The sequence below is a fragment of the Micromonospora sp. CPCC 205539 genome (assembly GCF_036906815.1).
In the GTDB taxonomy this organism is placed as follows: Bacteria; Actinomycetota; Actinomycetes; order Mycobacteriales; family Micromonosporaceae; genus Micromonospora.
This window is the reverse complement of sequence record NZ_JBAKHW010000051.1, coordinates 20,968-38,115: the sequence shown is the minus strand read 5'-3', so window position 1 is coordinate 38,115 and position 17,148 is coordinate 20,968. Positions and strand designations below refer to the sequence as shown.

Sequence of the window (17,148 nt, the reverse complement as noted above, 5' to 3'; positions counted from 1 at the left end):
CAAGAAGGTCAAGACGGGCCCGGGAGGACACGTGGGGGCGACTCTTCAATCCAGCGCGGCCGACCCAACCCCCAAGGTCGACACTTCGGAAAAGTCACTTCCCGGACCCGCCAACCCCCAGCCTAGAACACCACTCCTCGCCGTCTCTTGACACAGAGGGGTGCCATGTGCGCACGAGCGGGCGACCGGTGTGGACGGAAGCCGGTGCCCGACGTACAGCACCGCGACTGGCCCAGCCATGGGTTGGCACCTGGGAGACTCCCGAATCGCAACGGCTTCGAGGAGGGCGGCGAATGGCTGAGGCGCCGACACCGGTCCACCTGACGAAGGTACTGGACGGGCTCGCCGAGAACCCGGCGCTGCCGGCCGGGCTGATCCGCCGGTTGGTGCGCTACCGACGCGGCTTCGGTCACGTCGCCACCCGCGCGGACCTGCCCCTGGACGTGGTCGAGGAGATCCTCGCCTCGGGTCATCACTGGCTGCTGCACTCGCTCGCACTCAACCCTCAGTTGCCGAACGCCGTCCGGATGCGCCTGGCCGCTCACGCCGATGCCGGCGTCCGGGCTGCCGTGGCCGCACGCGTCCACCACGCGCCCCGCGAGTTGTACGAACGACTTGTCGACGATCCGGACACGCAGGTGCGGCGGTACCTCGCCGAACACGACGACGTGCCAGCCGATCTCCTCGCCCGCCTCGCCAACGACCCCGACCCGAACGTCCGGTCCACGCTCGCGCGGTGGTGGACGCAGGCCCCCGAGGCAGTCCGCCGGAGCCTGCTCACCGACCCCGCTGACGAGGTCCGGGCCGCCGCCTGCTCGACCTACTACGCGCGGTCGCCGCATCCGGTCCCGCCGCCCGACCTCGTGGCGGACCTGCTCGCCGATCCGGTTACCCGCGCCGGAGCCGTACGCCACGCAGTCTTGACCCCAGAACTGGCCGCACGCCTAGCCGGCGACCCCGACCACCAGGTTCGTCGGCAGCTCGCCGAACACCCGCACCTTCCCCCACCAGTGCGCGACCTACTCGCCGAGGATCCCAGCGCCACCGTGCGCGTTGGTGTCTTCGGTCGCCAGGACACACCTGAGCCAGGACGTCACCGCATCTACGACAACATCTCCCAGGGCGAGCGCCCGCTGACCAACCCGCTCCACGACGAACTCGACGACGATGCGTTCCTGCAGCAGGTCGAGGACCACCTGGCCATCAGCGAACTGCGGTATCTGCGCCTCGACTGGGTCACCGCCGACCCGCTGCCGCACGTGTCCTCGCCGTACATCTGCTTTCGACGCTCCGCGGCACGAAGCCGACAACTACCACCAGACACGATCATCCGCCTGCTCAACGATGACGACAGCGGCGTCCGTACGACCATGGCCACTCTCGCCCCGCACCTGGTCGACCTGACCACAGCCGAACGCATCGACCGTGAGTTCCGCCCGGACAAGAAGACGCACTGGCGCCCCGCTGACCTGTTCACGTTCCCGCCAGAAACCCTGCGCCGGTGGGCCACCGACCCGGATCCGGGGATGCGGTGCCTGGCACCCCGAGACCCGGACCTGCCCGTCGAGCTGGCCGAACGCCTCGCCAACGACCCCGACCCCGCAGTCCGCCACGCCGTCGCCGGACATCCGAACCTACCGACCCACGCCCGGCGCGCCCTCCTCGCCGATGCAAGCAAATGGGTAGCGCAGGCGGCGGCCGCGGCGCCGACGCTTCCCGTGGCCGAGATGGAACGACTACTCACCCTCGCCGACGTCTGACCGCACCGATGCCAGCACGAGCGACGGGGTGGAGCAATTCGATCATTATCAGTCGCTTGGCTGACACTCGGCTGACCCCCAAACGGGGGGCATCCGAGCAGGCACCACGCACCGCCTGAACACCCGCTACCCGCACCCACCGGCCACCACCACACTCCGTGGATGGCCGTCTACCAACCGAGAAAACTCAGCGGCAGGACCGCCGCCGCGATCATCACCACCGCATTCGTACTCTGGATCGGCGGCGTCGCCTGCGGCGCCGACAGCGACACCGGAAGCACTCCGCAGGCGAACGCATCCACGCAAAGCGCTGCCGCCGACCCGACAGACACACCACCCGACGATGCCCCGACCACGGCGGCCTCAGTCGAGACGTCGACTACGCCAGCACCGGCCGCTCAGTCGACGCCGGGACCCCAGCGAACCAGCAGCAAGCCGACGCAGCGTCCCGCCGCGAAACCCACCACGAGCAAACCAAAACCGAAGACAACCACCACCAAGCCGACACCGAAGCCGAGTACGGCGAAGCCGAAACCTCCTGCCCTGCCGGTCGTGCACCCCGGAGCGTTTTGCTCAAAGCAGGGGGCGCGTGGGGTGACCAAGACAGGCAAGCCGATGGTGTGCACCACGACGGCGACGGACGAGAAGAAGCGGTGGAGAGCGGCCTGAGCCCGAACACGTGGAAATTACCTAGGCCGCGCGCAGTCACTCGGGCCGTGGTGAGGATTCCGCGCCGTCCCGGGCACGGGACACCGCGAAGGGGTCCTCCGGAGGGAAACAGCCGTAGTCCTGCAGGGGCTGAGCGTCCTCGAGCACCACCTCCTGCAGCCAACCTGCCGGCGAGAGGCCATCCGGCCGGCCGCTCACCCGCACCCCAGGCCGACGCCCACCCACACCAACCAGCTCGCCGTCCACGGCGTCGGCGGCGAGCGTTCCGTCCCGATCGAGCAGGGCGTGCACGGCGTCGTAGACGTCACTGACCGCCTCGGCCACCTCCGCATCCGTCAGACCCGGGTGGCGGTCGCGCAGCGCCTGCCGTGCCGCGGCCATGAACCGGTCCGGATCCATAACGACGACGTCTCGTCGCGTCCGGATGCTGATCACCATCCCCGCACTCGGTACCACGACGTCCGTCATACCGGCAGGGTAAACCCGCCTGGCCATGCCGGCAGCCGCATAGGCTCGTTGGCCGCAGCAGGTCCGCCCCTCCCGGCTGGTCAGCCGGGCGCGCCAGTCTTCCACACAGGACTGCCCACTTGACCCTTCGGCGATGGCCCACCTCCCTGACAGTCTGCTCCTCAGCGGCTACGTGCTGTCATGGCGGTGCGGTCGGACGGAGAGGTGGGCCGGAATGAAGGTGAGCCGTGATGTGGTGCGGGTGGACCGGGTCCTGATGGCCGTATTGCCAGCAGTCATCGTTGTCGGGCTCGCCCCACCCGGCAAGGGTCGACGTGGTCGCCTCGGTGCCGGCAGCAGCGATGGCAGGCACCGTTGAGGCGACGATCAAACTGCAGGTGTCGGCATCACACGTCGAGTCGGGCGACCTGGTGACCGTGACGGCTGCGGTCACGGGAATAACCGACAGGGCTCCCCTGCCGACCGGCTCGGTAACCTTCATCGTCGACAGCAAAGACCCGGGTGAGCAGGTCGGGTTGAGCGGCGGCAACGCTACGTATGCCGGCGGGGATAGCGGCCCACCGGTGACCGTCGTCGTGGTGCCCTGAGGCCCGCCCTACCACCAGTGGGGAGTCGCTCGCCCCGACAACGTTCGGGCGAGGAACCACAACACCACCGACAACCCGGTGAACGTTAGTGGTCACAGCACTAGACCAGCACAGCGAGCCTGCTGGTGGTCATGCCAAGTCAGCTCGACTACCCGGGTTGGCAGGCCCCGCCGAGTCTGGGCTCGGCGGGGCCTGGGCGACAACCGGTGGCCCGAATCAGCTCACGTTCACGGCAGCGGTGGCGGTCATCGCGCCGGCCTGCACGGTGAGCCGCCCGCTGCCCTTGCGCAGCCCGGTGAGGGTGCCCGTACGCCGGTCAAACACCGCGACCAGCCGGTGGTCCCGGCGTGCCTCCGCGAGTGCCCGGTCGTCCTCGACGATCGCCAGCGCCCGGTCGCCGGTCCAGGTGACCGACATCGGGTAGCGCATCGGAACGACCCGGTTGGCCTGGTTCTCGTCGATCGCGCTCGCGGTCACCACTGCGCTGGCGCCAGACTTGATCACGGCGGGGACGTCCAGCGCGACCCGGGTGAGCACCGGCCGGACGTCCGCGCGGAACCAGCCAAAGCCACTCGGGTCCGGCTTCGCTGGGTTGATCTTCGCCTGGTTCGGGTCGACCGTGACCAACGACCAGGCCGCGAAGCCACCGTGACCGGCGTCGCCGTAGGGCACCTTACCGACGACCGGTGCATTGAACTCGAGCACGCCATCTGCCCGGCGGACATGCGCGGTGTGCGCGTGCCCGGTAACGAGCGCGACCTGCTTACCCGACGTGGCACGGAAGTCTGCCAGCCACTTCTCCAGCAACTGTGCCTCGTAAGGGTCAGCGAGCTGCGACGCACCGGTGCCCGTCGGGTCCAGCACGGGATGGTGTTCGGCGACGATCACCGAGGAGACCGAGCGGTCCGCCTTTGCCGCCGCCAACTGCTGCTGTAGCCACGGCACCTGTGACCAGTCAGAGAGTCGCAGCGAGCCGAGTGTGCTGTTGAGCAGGATGAACCGGGTGCCGTCGTGGTCGAAGACCTGACGGGTCGGGCGGCCAGTGGAGGCGGTGAACTGGTCCAGCGTGCCGGTCGTGCTGGTGCCCGACTCGTGGTTGCCCACGGCCCAATAGAACGGGATGCTCTTCGGCAGGTGCTCGTCGAGCAGCTGCTGGAAGAGCGCGAAGTCCGCCGGCCGGTTGCTGTCCACTCCGTCGCCCGAGAGCAGCACGAAGTCGGGCTTCGCGGCGACGATCTCGTCCAGGGCGCGGGCGGTCTGGGTGTAGCCGTACGAGCTGGTGCCACCGTCGGCGTTGACGTGTGTATCGGACAGGACCGCGAATTTCCACGACTTCTTGCTGGCCTGAGCCTGCCCGCCAGCCTGCTCCAGCACCGCCGGGTCCGGCTGGTCGGGCACATCCGGGAGGTTCAGCGCCACACCGACGCGCGCGTCGAGCAGGGCGAAGTCGAGCTGACCGGAGTCCCGCCTGGTGGCATCCGTCTCGACCAGGTAGAGGCGGCTGAGCGTGATCGGCGCGCTGAATCCGCTCGGGATCAGCCCCTCGATCCGCTTCCAGCCGGTCCAGTCGACCTCGGTGGCGAACGTGAACGGCACGTTGGTCGAGCCCTGCGCGGCCATTGTCGCCCGCAGCCAGTGCTTGTGGCCGTCGCCGTTGACCCAGAGGGCTAGCCGCTGGGTCCCCGCCGGCAGCACCAGCGGGGAGTTCGCGACCGCGTACGCGGCGCTGGTGCCCGCCGGCTGGTTGGTGAAGTCGTAGCTGAGCCGTAGGCCCTTCTCACCGCTGGTCGCGCCCGGACGGCCACTGGTGTCGACCGAGGAGACGCTGGCGGTCGCCTTGACGGCGAGCGCGGACCACTGCGCAAGGTCAGCGAACGAGGAGATCGACTGGTCGGCTAGGCCGACGGTCACCGGGACCCGCAGCACGTGGCCCTGCACGGTAGCCGTGACGATCGTGCCCTTGCCGTCGGCGTTGGCTCGGCCGGCGATCCGTAGGGTGCCGTCGGGCCGGGCGCTGACGTCGAGCACGGCGGTGTCGTAGGCCAACGTGACATCACGTGGTTCGATCGGCGCCCGGAATCCCTCGGCGTCGACTCCCGTCACGGTCACGTCCCGGTAGTCGCCGCCGGAGAGCGCCAACGACTGCACGTCGGCCTCGACCCGGTCGAGGGCACCGAGGACGCGCAGCGTGACCCCCTGCCGTACCCGCCCAGACTGGGCGACGAGTTCACCGGTGCCGCTGCGCGAGCCACGCAGAACATGCTGTGCGTCGGACTTGACCAGGCTCGCCGGCACCGACCGCCAGCGTACGTCGGGAAGCTTCGCCGCGCCGTACGTCTCGTCGTAGCCGGCTGCCGAGACGTCTCGGGACAAACCTGGAAAAACCCGATCGGAACGCAGCCGCACGTCGATGCCGTGCAACGTGCCGGACCCCTTCGGTGGAACCAGGCCGACGCCGTTGGGGACGGGCCGCTCCGCACCGTCGGAGGGGGCGTTGGTGACACCGACGCCGGAGTCTCCGGGCTGACGGCTCACCAACTGGGTCGAACCGCCACCATCGAGCATCACCGCGTCGACGGCGCCGGCGACCTTCATCCGGTTGGCCAGGTCGAGCACCGTCACGCCGCGGGAGCGGCTGGAGCTGCCGTCGACGACGTAGAGCAGCAGCTTACGGTCGGCGGTCCAACCGATGGCGGTGCGCGGCTTGAGCGAGACGTTGTTCGCGTCACCCGGGTCGATGAACTGCACCGCGCCGCCGCGCACAAGCAGCTCGTGGGCGCCGAGTGCCAGTGAGTACGGGCTGGGCGCGTCGGACCGGGCGTGGTAGTCGACCGTCACCGACGTACCGATCGCCGTGCCGGCGAGTTCGTCGGCGAGGCTGCCGTCGGCGAGGATCACGTACCCGTTGCTCGGCACCGCGGTGGCGGTCTTGGCGCGTCGGACCTCGCTGATCTGCCCGTTCGTCACCACGAGTTCGACAACGGAGCCGCTGGTCGTGACGTAGCCACGATCGCCCGGCCCCCACGCCGGGGTGTAGAGCGCGGCAGAGTTGGCCGGGACGCCGTTGCTGTTGAGCCCGCCGAGGTCGAACGTACGGCCGCCGACGGTCGCCGTGCCCTCCAGGAACAGCTTCGCGATCTGGCCGACGCCGTCAGCGTCGAGACCGACAGCGCTGTTGCCCGCCTTGTCGGCCTTGAGCAGTTCGCCGTCCTTGACGACGCCACCGATCGGCGCGTTGGTCTCGTTGATGGCGAAGAAGTCGCCGTTGGTGGCGGCGACGGCGTGCGCGTCGTTCGCGAGCTTCGTCGGTACGGTCGCCCCACTGACGCTGCTGCTGAGCAGCGTCGGCTTGGTAGGCCCGTCGAGGTCCGTGCTGAGCAGGAAGCTGTCGACGAACCCGAGGCTGTCGTAGCTGCGGTCGCGGGTGACCGATACCTTCGGCGCGATCTCCTGGGTGCTGTGGCCCACCCGGAGCATCTCGTCGCCGGCGTCCGGCGCGGCGGCGGTGGCGGGTTGGGCGCCGTCGTCCGGCGGCGCGGGTACGACCGGGCCGCTCGGCGGCCGTTGCCCGGCCTCATCGTCGTGTTCCACCGCTGCGGGCGAGACGCTGACGGAGTGGAGTGGGTGGGCGCCGGCGATCGCCGCGGGTGCCACGGCGACCGGCGCGGCCACCACGGCGAACGCGGTCAGTAGCCGGGCCAGGCCGGATAAGCGCAGGTGCGAAGGGTGGTGCGACATGAGGCGGACGCTAGGCGCAGCCCACGTCCACCAGGCAAACGCCCGGCGAACTCGACCTTCGGCGTTGCCTGGATCACGATTCGGGTGCGGCCGGCCGCCTGGGACAACGCGTGCCCTGGCTCATGCAGCACAGGGCCGGCATTGCGGAGGGTGTGGATGCGGATCGGAGCTGGCCCGGCGGACCGGCGTGAGTGAACGGTCGTTGCGCTACTACGAGCAGCAGGTCTGCTCACGGCCGAGCGCCCTTCCGGCGGCCACCGGGACGGTCCCGAGCGAGCCGTCGACCGCGTGATCCGCATCCAGGAACTGTTCGCCGTCGGGCTGCACACCAAGACGGTCGTACGGCTGCTGCCCTGGATGCGCGTACTCGATGGCATCGACCTCGATGTCCGGGCGGGTGCGGTCTTCTCCTTGCTCACTCCGGGCGGTGCAGTACTCGCCCGGCGGACAGCGCCGAGCGAGTACCAGACCGGATAGCCGGTTACTCGGCGTTGTCCATGCCCAGGACGAGTTCCGCTATGCGCCACTCGTCGTCGATGCGTCGGAGCGTGAAGGTGTAGAGACCTGTCGCGATGAGATTCGGTCTTCCGCCAGCGTTTGAAGTCAGCATCAGGTACGCCTGCGCTACTGCCGCGTTGGCATCTGCGCTGCGCAGGGTGACATTGGTGAGGTGGTGTCTGCGCTGGTCGCTCTGTGTGCTCATCGCGGCCTGCGCGAAGTCGAGGATCGTGGTGCGGCCGCTGAACGGGCCGAGGTTGGCCCTACCAGCGATCACGAACGTCCAGGTGGCCTCCTCGGTCAGGAGGCTCTCCAACGCCACCAGGTCCTGTTGGTCGAGGGCGAGGGCGTAGCGCGACAGCGTCTGGTGAACGCCGAGCAGCTCCGCTGCGGTTGCGTTCAATGCGTCTCGTTTCGTTGGTCTGAGAAGGGACTAGGAGCGCGCCACGGTGAGCACGATCTTGCCTTGGAGGTGACCACGCGCGGCTCGTTCGTGTGCCTCCCCCGCCTGCGCGAGAGGGAACGAGCTGTCGATCGCGACGCGCACGGTACCGGCGTCGAGGAGGCGGCCGAGCTCGGAGAGCTGCCGCCCGCTCGAGCGCACTTGAGTGCCCGAGACTGTGACGCCCAGGTTCGCGACCTCGTCGGGGTCGAACTCGCCGAAGAAGACCGGGAACAGCGCGCCTCCCCGCTTGAGGCTGCTCAGGAAACGATGGCTTCCGTTGCCGCCTACGGTGTCGAGGATCAGGTCAACGTCGCCTACGACCTCTTCGGGTCGGCTGATGGTGTAGTCGATGAACTCGTCCGCGCCGAGCTCGCGCAGGAAAGACTCGTGCTTGCCCGAGGCGACTGCGATGACGTGCGCGCCCTTCTGCTTGGCCAGCTGCAGCCCGAAGTGGCCCACGCCGCCCGCGGCGCCGTTGACAAGCACCGTGGTTCCGGGGCCGAGGGGGACCGGGCGGTGCCGGGCCGTCTGGAAGGGCGACGGGTGGTCGTGTCCGAGGTCGATCAGGAACTGCCAGGCGGTGAGCCCGGCCATCGGTGCTCCTGCGGCGTGCAGATGATCGATGCCGGCCGGCTTACGGGCGAGGTCCGTTGCGGGCGCGGTGACGTACTCGGCGTAGGCGGCGCCGTCGAAGCTGGGGAAGCGCAGCATGCCGAAGACCTCGTCACCGACGGCGAAATCGGTCACATCGTCGGCGACAGTCTCGACGACGCCCGAGACGTCCGTGCCCGGAATCACCGGGAAGTGGAACGTCGGCCGCGTCTCGGGAGGCAGGTTGGTCATCCCCTCCCGTAGATACCAGTCGGGCGGGTTGATTCCGACCGCGTGGACCCGGATGAGCACTTCGCCCGATGTCGGCGTGGGGATGGGGGCGTCCTCGTAACGCAGCACTTCGGGGGTGCCATGTTGGTGCAGCCGGATCGCCTTCATGGTGTTCGTTGACATGGCTTTCCTTCACGACGCAGGAGGGATACCCTAATCGGGTCAGTGACCCGAATATACGGGTCACTGACCCACTTTGCAAGGGAGGGCTCGTGCGGGCCGATGCTCAGAAGAACTACGACCGGCTGCTCGCGGTCGCACGCGTGGTCGTGACCGAGGAAGGTGCCGACGCGTCGCTACGCGACATCGCCCGCCGCGCCGGCGTGGGTCTGGGCACGCTGCAACGGCACTTCCCCACTCGCGAAACTCTGCTCGAAGCCCTGCTCCGAACGGGCTTCGACGAGCTCACGACCAGAGCGGCTGAACTCGAGACGGCGGGTCCGGCCGGTGACGCCCTCGTCGCGTGGCTCCGCGACTTTGTCGCGTGCGCGTACACCTACCGAGGCGCCATAGCGTCGATGGTTGCCGCCATCGACGATCCGGAATCTGCGCTGCACGCCTCGTGCGTCACGATGAAAGCCGCCGGCGCGCGAATGCTCACCCGCGCCCAGGCCGAAGGTGCCGCGCGGACCGACATCGACGGCATCGACCTTTACGCCTTGGGCGGAGCACTCGCATGGGTCGGCGACCAACCCGCACTCGCATCCCGCGTCGACCACCTCTTCGCCATCATCACCAGCGCGATCCTGACGGACAAGCCAGCGCTAACTTGATCTTCAATCGGTGCGGCACGGTCGGTGATGCCTGACGGGCGCTTGCAAGGCAGCCGACAACACGACGACCCGGCCGACCGGCATCAAGGCGAGTCATGGTTCTCATCCATGTTCGAGGACTTAATCCCGAGCTCTGCCAACGGGTTGGTCCACCCGGCCGGGGACCAACTGGTAGGGCTGCTACCACTGCTGGAGCGCACCCCGACCGACGTCAGGACAGCGTTGTCTCATGTGCCCCTGGCCGACACGCCGCTACCCGCCCTCGTGGGGTTCGCGCTCACCTCGTGGGGTGAGCATCGGCCGATGGTGTTGCCCTGGTCGCCCTTGGTGTCGATCCGGGCCAGCAGCGTCTGCCCGGCGAGTTGTCGGCCGGTGGCCGGGTCGAACCGGGCCAGGTAGGCGAGGTGCGCGTTCGACGTGTTGGATGCCTCGGTAAACGAGTCGATCACCAGGTTCGGTGCCGGCCGGGACGGATCGGTGGCGGACCGGTTGAAGATGGTGTTCCCGCCTGCGGTCTCCCCGGCCAGGTAGAGACGGCCGTCGCGGCCCGGCGCGATCCGGTCGACGCGGCTGTCCGCGCAGAGGTCACCGAGCCGTACCTCCAGGTCCTCCACCACACCGGCGAGCCGGGTGGTGCCGAGCAGCTTGCGGCCGGTGGGATCCAGCCGCAGCACCGCACCGGCGCCGCCCTTGCCCAGCGTGGTGGCGGTGCCGCCGGAGAGACCGGTGAACCGGCCGCCGACCACGATCTCACACCCGGCGGTGATGTCGACCGCGTTGGCGCTGTCCGCGCCGTCCCGCCCAAGGTAGGTGGCTGCCGTCGGGTCCAGCGCGGTGTCCGAGCGCGGGGCCGGTCCCGGGTCGGGACAACTCACGGTGGTCGCGGTGGACGTGCCGGCGGCGGCCGCAGTGGCATCTGGCGGCGGCACGGCGGCGGTGGTCGGCGTCGCCGGTGGCGTCCCGGCTGGGCCTCGGCGGCCGCATCCGGCCCTGCCTGCACCGGTCACTGCACCGGCATCTGCGACGCTGAGGGACCCCGTCGCACCCCGCGTCGTAACCCGCGCACGAAGCTTGGCAGGATAGAGGAATGTCGCCTCGTCGATGGTTGCTAGCCGATCAGCTCGGTCCACACTTTGTCGACGACGACCAGCCGGTGCTACTCGTCGAGGCGAAGGCGCTGTTCCGTCAGCGTCCCCTGCATCGGCAGAAGGCGCATCTCATTCTCTCTGCCATTCGACACCGCGCTGCGGAACTCGGCGAGCGCGCGCTGCTGTTGCGCACCGAAACCTTCCGGCAGGCGCTCTCTCAGGTGACAGGTGCGATCGAGGTGTGCCATCCCCCGTCGCGGGCGGCGTTGCGCTTCGCCCGCAGCGTCGAGGGCCTGTCAATCCTACCTCCGCGCGGCTTCATGACCTCGTTCGACGAGTTCGCGCAATGGGCCGACGGTAACCGGCGCGGACCATTGAGGATGGCGGCGTTCTACCGGGACGCTCGGCGCCGGCACGACGTGCTGCTCGGTACGCTCGATGCACCACCGCCGTCTGCCAACCGGCCGGCACCCCCGCCGTCTGACCGGCGGATCCCACCGGTGCCGGAAATCGAAGAAGACGACATCGACGCAGAGGTGCGCCGAGATCTCGATCGGTGGACCGCCGAGGGGATCCGGTTCATCGGGCGGGACGGCCCTCGGCGCTACCCCGCCACGCACGCCGAGGCCGACGCCCGCCTGCAACACTTTCTTCGTCATCGCTTGGCCGGCTATACACGCCAGGTGCCAATGAGCACGCAGGACCACGTGCTGGCGCACAGCCAACTTTCGTCGTCGTTCAACCTTGGGTTGTTGGACCCGGCACCAGCAGTCCGCGCTGCGGAGGCAGCCGGACGCACAGGCAACGTGCCTCCCGCCGCAGTCGCGTCCTTCGTCCGACAGCTGCTAGGTTGGCGCGAGTTTCTGTGGCAGCTGTACTGGTACTTCGACCCGGCCTACCGAAGCCCGAACTGGTTGATCGCCAACGAACCGATTCCGGACTGGTTCCTCAATCTCGAAGCTGACGCACTGCAGGCGCACTGTATGTCCGACGCACTGGGAGCCGTCCGTGACCGTGCGTGGGCCCACCACGCACAGCGGTTGCTTCTGCTCGGAAACTATGGCCTGCAACGCGGATGGCGGCCGGCGGAGTTGGCGGACTGGTTCCAGCGAGCCTTCGTCGACGGCGCTGATTGGGTGATGAACGCGACGGTGATCGGCATGAGCCAGTACGCCGACCTCGCCCGCATTGACACACGCCCCTACGCGGTGAGCGGCGTTCAGATCGACGACGGCAGTGACTACTGCGGCAACTGTTGTTACGACCCAGTCAGAGACCTAGGCGAAGGCGCCTGCCCCTATACCGCGGGAATTGCGGCCTTCTACCAACGCAATCGTGCACGGCTGGGCGGGGACGCGCGCTTGCTGGAGCACGTAACCTCCGACGTCACTGACAAAGACCGACTCGATGCGATTGCCGCGCAGGAGGCAAAGCGAGCAAGCACCGCGCCGTAATCTGATCACCCCTGCCAGCCCGGCTTTCGTTCACCCCTGCCGATCGCCCCTCAGCAGCCTCGGCGGAAGCGACGGCGGATGATGGGTTGGCCAGGAACCCGACGAACGTGGCCATGGCCCAACCGATAACCGCGGCCACGGCGCGCAGGTCAGGGACCATCGCCGCAAAGGCACCGGCCGAACGAACCGCTCTGGAACGCCTCGCGACCGACCCACCGGTTGACGGTGGTCGCCACCGGTGCGAGGTAGGGACGGCCCAGCGAATCGGGTGCGAGTGGCGGCCCGTAGAAGGTGGCGGTGCCCAGCGGTCGGTCCACGGCGAGGGTGCGCCCGTCAGCGAGCACCCGTGTACCGCCGCGATCGTTCAGCGGCACTGGCGGTGGTGGTGGGACGTCCACCTGGCGGACCCGTACGGCGGTCCGGGCGGCACGGCCTGGTGGTGACGGACCAGATCGCGAGTCATGAGGTCACACGTCGGCTTCGAGAGCGAAGGTGTTGCCGTCCGGGTCTTGGAACCACGCGATACGTCCACCTCCGGCCCGCGCGGTGATCCCCATGTCGTCGTGCTCGAGCTGCTCGTAGCGAACGAACTCGACGCCGGACGAGGAGAGCTCCTCGACAACCTGATCGATGTCGTCGACGTACCACGTCCCCAGCGTCGCCGGGGACTTGCCGGCAGTGACCGACTGGTACACGTTCAACGCCGGCCCGCCACCGGAGCCATAGACACGGCTGCCGTCGGCGATGGTGGCGCTCGGGCCGGACCGCAACGCCCGCAGACCCAGCGCGCCTTCGTAAAAGGCCACGGCCTTCTGAATGTCGGACACGGCGACCGAGGTTCTGAGGTGGTACGCGCTCAAGGGCATGAACCACTCTGGCAGGTACCCGGGTGGGTGGGTTCGCGGCGTCGACGACACCGACCGCACCCATCGGCCGGACGCGAACCCAACCGAACGCACTGACGTTCCGTAGCGCAACTCACGGCAGATGCGGATGCAGCGCCGGCTGGCCAGATGCGTCGGCTACTGCCACCGCTGCTGTGCCACGGGGGTCACGTGAGCGGGTACATGATCCAATGGCACGGTGGAACTCACCAAGCAGTTCAGCGAGCAGCGATACGCTCGGGCGTTGGAGTCATGGAGTTGGCTTGATCTCGACGGTAAGGCTCCGCGCTTTACCTCGCTGTTCGGCGATGTGTTCCTTGAGTCTGCGGACGGGGCATGGTGGTTCCTCGACAGCTTCGAAGGACACCTTGTACGGGGGTGGAACACCCGTACCGACCTCACGGCCGAACTCGACACCGAGGCCGGCCAGGACAGGTACCTTCTGGCCAGCCTCGCTATGGCCGCCCACCACCGGCGCGGGCTTCACCTGGACGCAGGCCAAATTTATGCCTACGCGCCGCCGCCGATCGTCACCGGCAGCTTCGACGTCGACCAAATTGAGGTGTTCGACTTCGTTGCGGTGGTCAATACCGCCGGCCAGCTCCACCAACAGCTCCGCAACAAGCTCAGTTAGGAACTGCGCCGTCGAGACGGTTGGCAGATCCGCCCCTGGAGTCCGACGGCGTTGGGTACGCCAGATCTGCCACGCTGCGTAATCTGGTGCCCAACGCGGACGCCGACCAGCTCATTGAGCTGCAGCTACGCGTCGCCGACGCCCCTCGCGACCGGGCTGCTGGTGAGGCGCTGAATCTTCTGTGCGCGCAGCTATACAAACGCGGCTACACGCTTCAGGCGATCGCCGAGGTGCCTTCTCCAGCGATTCGGCACTCAGATGTTAGGAAGCCGGGAGGGGTCGTGGGCATTCGCCAGGCAATCTGCGGGCGTTCGCTCAGGATGCGTTCCGCAATGATCACGGACCCAGCGTTCGCTGCATCGCCTGCACGGCGCTCAGACGGAGAAACTCGAGCTTCTCCGCGTCCGTTCCTCGCTGTGCCGTCGAGTAGATGACGACCTTGATGTCGGAGGCCGGAACGACGACGACATCGCAGTCGAGCACGATGTCACCCACCAACGAATTATGCACGGTCTTCACCATGCTCTGATGAACGGCTGCCCGCCCCTCGTCCCACAGTGCGGCAAACCGGGGGCTGCGCCTTCGAAGGTCGGCGACAAACGCCCGGAACCGGGGATCGTCGCGGTAGTCGGCGGCGGAACGGCGCAGGTCGTTGACCAGTGCGCGCTCGAACGCGTCCGGGCCGCCGTGGGCGGTCGCGACCTCGCTGATGCTTTTGTCGATGAACGCTTGGACAAGGAGGTTCTGGTTCGGGTCGGCCGCAACGGAAGGGGTCTGGAACAGCGCCTGCCACAGCGGCGTCGAGGCGAGCTGGGTCCAGTCGGCGGCGAACACAGCCAGCGGCAGGTCCGACATGCGGACGAGCATCCGCTGTACCCCGGCTGGGATGTGGTGCGAGACGGTTCCCGATGCTGGTGGAGTCAGGCCGGCGGCGCGGTGAAGCAGTGCCGTCTCGGTGCGGCTCAGCTGCAGGGCCCGGGCCAGCGCGGCAACTATCTGCTGGGAAGGGGTGCGGGCGCGTCCCTGCTCGAGCCGCGTTATGTAGTCGACGCTCACGCCGGCAAGCTGCGCGAGCTCTTCGCGCCGTAGCCCAGCCGTGCGCCGCCGGCCGAAGGACTCCAGCCCGACGTCGGCGGGCGTGAGGTGCTCGCGCCGGCTGCGGAGCATCTCACCGAGAGAGAGCGGTACGGAGGTCATTGCTCTCATTTTGCCCATGGCGCACGAATTTTGCCTGGTATGGGCCATCTCAGGCTGGGCCAGGATGGGTAGCACGGTCTTTACCTGGCTACGGATGCTGGCGGGCGGCAGGCTGGAAGCACCACCGAGAGAGGAACATCAACATGACCGCAACGCCCAACGGCTACGTGACCGTCATCTGGCAGACCCGGGCCAAGGCTGGGAAGGAAGCCGACCTGAAGGCTTTCATTACGTCCGCCGTAACCCCCTCCCGTAACGACGCCGGCAACATCGACTACGAGGCCCACGAGGTGGAGGGCCAGCCTGGCGCCTTCGTCATCTACGAACGCTGGGAGAACCGTGAGTACCTTGACGCGCACCTCGGCGCCCCCCGTATGCAAGAACTCGTGCCGCAGATGCTCGAATTGATCGACGGTTCCATCGAGGACGGAATCACCCTGCTGCGCCCGTTCCGCCCCGTCCAGTAGTGCCGGCCCGCGCCGCCGTCGAAAGGAACCCATTCACGTGACTACCACGCTCGTTAGCGGTGCCAACCGAGGCCTCGGCTACGAAATCGCACGCCGTCTATCGAGGCCGGCCAGACCGTCTGGATTGGCGCCCGAAACGCCGAGCGGGGTGAGGACGCCGCCGCCCGACTCGGCGCCCGATTCGTACAGCTTGACGTGACCGACGACGTGTCGGTCGTCGCGGCCGCCGAAACGATCCGGGCCGAGGTCGGACCCCCGGACGAGTTGGAGCCGGCTCACGAAAAGCTGTTCAAGGAAGCTTGAAACGGCCACGTCGCTGCGGTAGCTATTCTCGCGATCGTGCCGGCATTGGGAGATGAGGACAACCGGGGGCATGTTGCCGCCCCGTCACTGCGATTGAGGTGCTGCGTCGACGATGGCGACGGTGGGAACGTGTCTACGTCGTCGCGGTCCCCTGTTCTCGCGATCCGTCATGCACGATCGAGACCGGGCAGGCCGCGTGGTGCAGGACTGCGTGGCTGACCGAGCCGAGGCGCCGACCACGAAGCCTGGCGCGTCCGCGGGCCCCGAGGACGACGAGTTGGGCGCGGTCGCTGGCGGTGACGAGGGCGTGCGCCGCTCGGCCGGTCGCCAGTTGCCGCCGGACGAGCACCTGTGGGTACTTCTGCGACCAGCCCGACAGCGCTTCGGTCAGGACCTGCTCGGACCCGGGGTCGCTCGCGAGCGGTGAAGCGTGGCCGGTGCGAGACGATTCTTGGCGACTGTGCAGAGCCCGCAGGTCAGCCTTGCGAAGCGCGGCCTCGTGGAATGCGAAACCGATGGCGGCGTGGTTGCCCGGCGAGCCGTCCACACCGATCAGGACCTCACCTCCGGTCGTCGGGGTGCCGCGTGTGACCAGGACAGGGCAGGCGGCGTGCGCGGCCACCGTCACCGCGACCGAGCCGAGCAGCAGCTCGGGAAAGCCGCCCCGGCCTCGGTGGCCGAGCACGAGGAGATCCGCGTCGGCTGATTCGCGGATCAGGACGGTGGTCGGGTTCCCGGCCAATACCTCGCCGGTCACCGGCACCTCGTCGGTGTCTGCTCGGTCGGTGGCGGGTCAACCGCGACGAGGCTGCAGTCAGACCCGTCGACTCCGACAAGGATGGGTAGGCCGGTCATGGTGTGCCTCCGGTGGACGCTAATGAATGGTCGGTGGGCCCTGCGCCACGGCGGTGGGATGGGCGGTGAAGCGGGCCGGTCAGGGGCGCTTAGCGACAGTGAGCAGCACCGTGGCGTCTTCGAGCGCTTCCAGCGTGTGCCGGTGATCCGGGACGATCAGCAGGTCGCCAGATACGCCGTCCCAGGACGTCTCGCCAGCGCCGAGCCGGACCCGGCCGTGCAGGACGTGGACCGTGGCCTCGCCGGGGTTCTCGTGTTCGCTGAGCATCTGGCCGGCGGTCAGCGCGATCATCGTCTGGCGGAGTTGGTGCTCGTGGCCGCCGTAAACGGTGGAGCTGCTGCGGCCGCAGAAGGTGCTGTGCACAAGCGTGAGCTGCTGGCGGGCCCGTGCAGTCAGGGAGATCTTCTGCATGACAGCTCCTGTCAGTCTCGTCGTAAGCCGCCCG

Annotated in this window: 17 protein-coding genes; 8 read left to right on the top strand and 9 right to left on the bottom strand. The window is 68.3% G+C overall.

All coding sequences use genetic code 11. The features are described 5' to 3' along the window. Positions 1-293: 293 nt before the first annotated feature. Together V6V47_RS29125 and V6V47_RS29120 are read left to right on the top strand one after the other, a co-directional pair. Positions 294-1,760 carry a hypothetical protein gene (locus tag V6V47_RS29125; protein WP_334631633.1) on the top strand — a complete coding sequence of 489 codons (1,467 nt, stop codon included), beginning with the start codon at positions 294-296 and terminating at the stop codon, positions 1,758-1,760. 162 nt (positions 1,761-1,922) lie between these two features. Continuing rightward, a complete protein-coding gene (locus tag V6V47_RS29120; protein WP_334631631.1) occupies positions 1,923-2,429 on the top strand; it encodes a hypothetical protein in 507 nt (168 codons plus the stop codon). Positions 2,430-2,465: 36 nt separating this feature from the next. On the opposite strand, the gene V6V47_RS29115 is transcribed toward V6V47_RS29120, so the two are convergent. Beyond that, positions 2,466-2,897 carry a hypothetical protein gene (locus tag V6V47_RS29115; protein ID WP_334631629.1) on the bottom strand — a complete coding sequence of 144 codons (432 nt, stop codon included), beginning with the start codon at positions 2,895-2,897 and terminating at the stop codon, positions 2,466-2,468. Between the two features lie 314 nt (positions 2,898-3,211). Here V6V47_RS29115 and V6V47_RS29110 point away from each other — a divergent pair, with 314 nt between their 5' ends. Beyond that, positions 3,212-3,484, top strand: a complete 273-nt coding sequence (locus V6V47_RS29110; protein ID WP_334631628.1) for a hypothetical protein — start codon at positions 3,212-3,214, stop codon at positions 3,482-3,484. 216 nt (positions 3,485-3,700) lie between these two features. Here V6V47_RS29110 and V6V47_RS29105 read toward each other — a convergent pair whose 3' ends face one another. Next, positions 3,701-7,222, bottom strand: a complete 3,522-nt coding sequence (locus V6V47_RS29105; protein WP_334631627.1) for a phosphodiester glycosidase family protein — start codon at positions 7,220-7,222, stop codon at positions 3,701-3,703. Positions 7,223-7,510: 288 nt separating this feature from the next. Between V6V47_RS29105 and V6V47_RS29100 the strand changes: the two genes are divergently transcribed. Next, the gene (locus V6V47_RS29100) at positions 7,511-7,699 is read left to right on the top strand and encodes a hypothetical protein (RefSeq protein WP_334631626.1); all 189 of its coding nucleotides are present in this window, start codon (positions 7,511-7,513) and stop codon (positions 7,697-7,699) included. Positions 7,700-7,703: 4 nt separating this feature from the next. On the opposite strand, the gene V6V47_RS29095 is transcribed toward V6V47_RS29100, so the two are convergent. Together V6V47_RS29095 and V6V47_RS29090 are read right to left on the bottom strand one after the other, a co-directional pair. Beyond that, a complete protein-coding gene (locus V6V47_RS29095) occupies positions 7,704-8,123 on the bottom strand; it encodes a nuclear transport factor 2 family protein (RefSeq protein WP_334631624.1) in 420 nt (139 codons plus the stop codon). Between the two features lie 30 nt (positions 8,124-8,153). Continuing rightward, positions 8,154-9,170, bottom strand: a complete 1,017-nt coding sequence (locus V6V47_RS29090) for an NADP-dependent oxidoreductase (RefSeq protein ID WP_334631623.1) — start codon at positions 9,168-9,170, stop codon at positions 8,154-8,156. 89 nt (positions 9,171-9,259) lie between these two features. Here V6V47_RS29090 and V6V47_RS29085 point away from each other — a divergent pair, with 89 nt between their 5' ends. After that, on the top strand, positions 9,260-9,820 hold the full coding sequence (locus V6V47_RS29085; protein WP_334631622.1) for a TetR/AcrR family transcriptional regulator: 561 nt from the start codon (positions 9,260-9,262) through the stop codon (positions 9,818-9,820). Positions 9,821-10,047: 227 nt separating this feature from the next. Here the strand turns inward: V6V47_RS29085 and V6V47_RS29080 are convergent, their stop codons facing one another. Then, complete coding sequence (locus V6V47_RS29080) at positions 10,048-10,749, bottom strand: hypothetical protein (protein WP_334631620.1); 702 nt, start codon at positions 10,747-10,749, stop codon at positions 10,048-10,050. Positions 10,750-10,907: 158 nt separating this feature from the next. On the opposite strand from V6V47_RS29080, the gene V6V47_RS29075 reads away from it, so the two are divergent. Beyond that, positions 10,908-12,362 (top strand): cryptochrome/photolyase family protein, encoded by a 1,455-nt coding sequence (locus V6V47_RS29075; protein WP_334631619.1) that lies wholly within the window; start codon positions 10,908-10,910, stop codon positions 12,360-12,362. 467 nt (positions 12,363-12,829) lie between these two features. Here the strand turns inward: V6V47_RS29075 and V6V47_RS29070 are convergent, their stop codons facing one another. Beyond that, positions 12,830-13,189, bottom strand: a complete 360-nt coding sequence (locus tag V6V47_RS29070) for a VOC family protein (protein WP_334631618.1) — start codon at positions 13,187-13,189, stop codon at positions 12,830-12,832. Positions 13,190-13,445: 256 nt separating this feature from the next. Here V6V47_RS29070 and V6V47_RS29065 point away from each other — a divergent pair, with 256 nt between their 5' ends. Further along, entirely contained in the window at positions 13,446-13,880 is a 435-nt protein-coding gene (locus V6V47_RS29065; RefSeq protein WP_334631617.1) for a hypothetical protein, read from the top strand. A 336-nt stretch (positions 13,881-14,216) separates the two neighbouring features. Here V6V47_RS29065 and V6V47_RS29060 read toward each other — a convergent pair whose 3' ends face one another. After that, entirely contained in the window at positions 14,217-15,077 is an 861-nt protein-coding gene (locus V6V47_RS29060) for a helix-turn-helix transcriptional regulator (protein ID WP_334631615.1), read from the bottom strand. A 143-nt stretch (positions 15,078-15,220) separates the two neighbouring features. Between V6V47_RS29060 and V6V47_RS29055 the strand changes: the two genes are divergently transcribed. Then, positions 15,221-15,544: a putative quinol monooxygenase gene (locus V6V47_RS29055; protein ID WP_334631614.1), complete on the top strand. Its 324-nt coding sequence runs from the start codon at positions 15,221-15,223 to the stop codon at positions 15,542-15,544. 436 nt (positions 15,545-15,980) lie between these two features. Here V6V47_RS29055 and V6V47_RS29050 read toward each other — a convergent pair whose 3' ends face one another. Together V6V47_RS29050 and V6V47_RS29040 are read right to left on the bottom strand one after the other, a co-directional pair. Further along, positions 15,981-16,610, bottom strand: a complete 630-nt coding sequence (locus V6V47_RS29050) for a universal stress protein (protein ID WP_442934323.1) — start codon at positions 16,608-16,610, stop codon at positions 15,981-15,983. 171 nt (positions 16,611-16,781) lie between these two features. Further along, positions 16,782-17,114, bottom strand: coding sequence for a cupin domain-containing protein (locus V6V47_RS29040; protein WP_334631612.1), 333 nt, complete (start codon positions 17,112-17,114; stop codon positions 16,782-16,784). Positions 17,115-17,148: the final 34 nt, after the last annotated feature.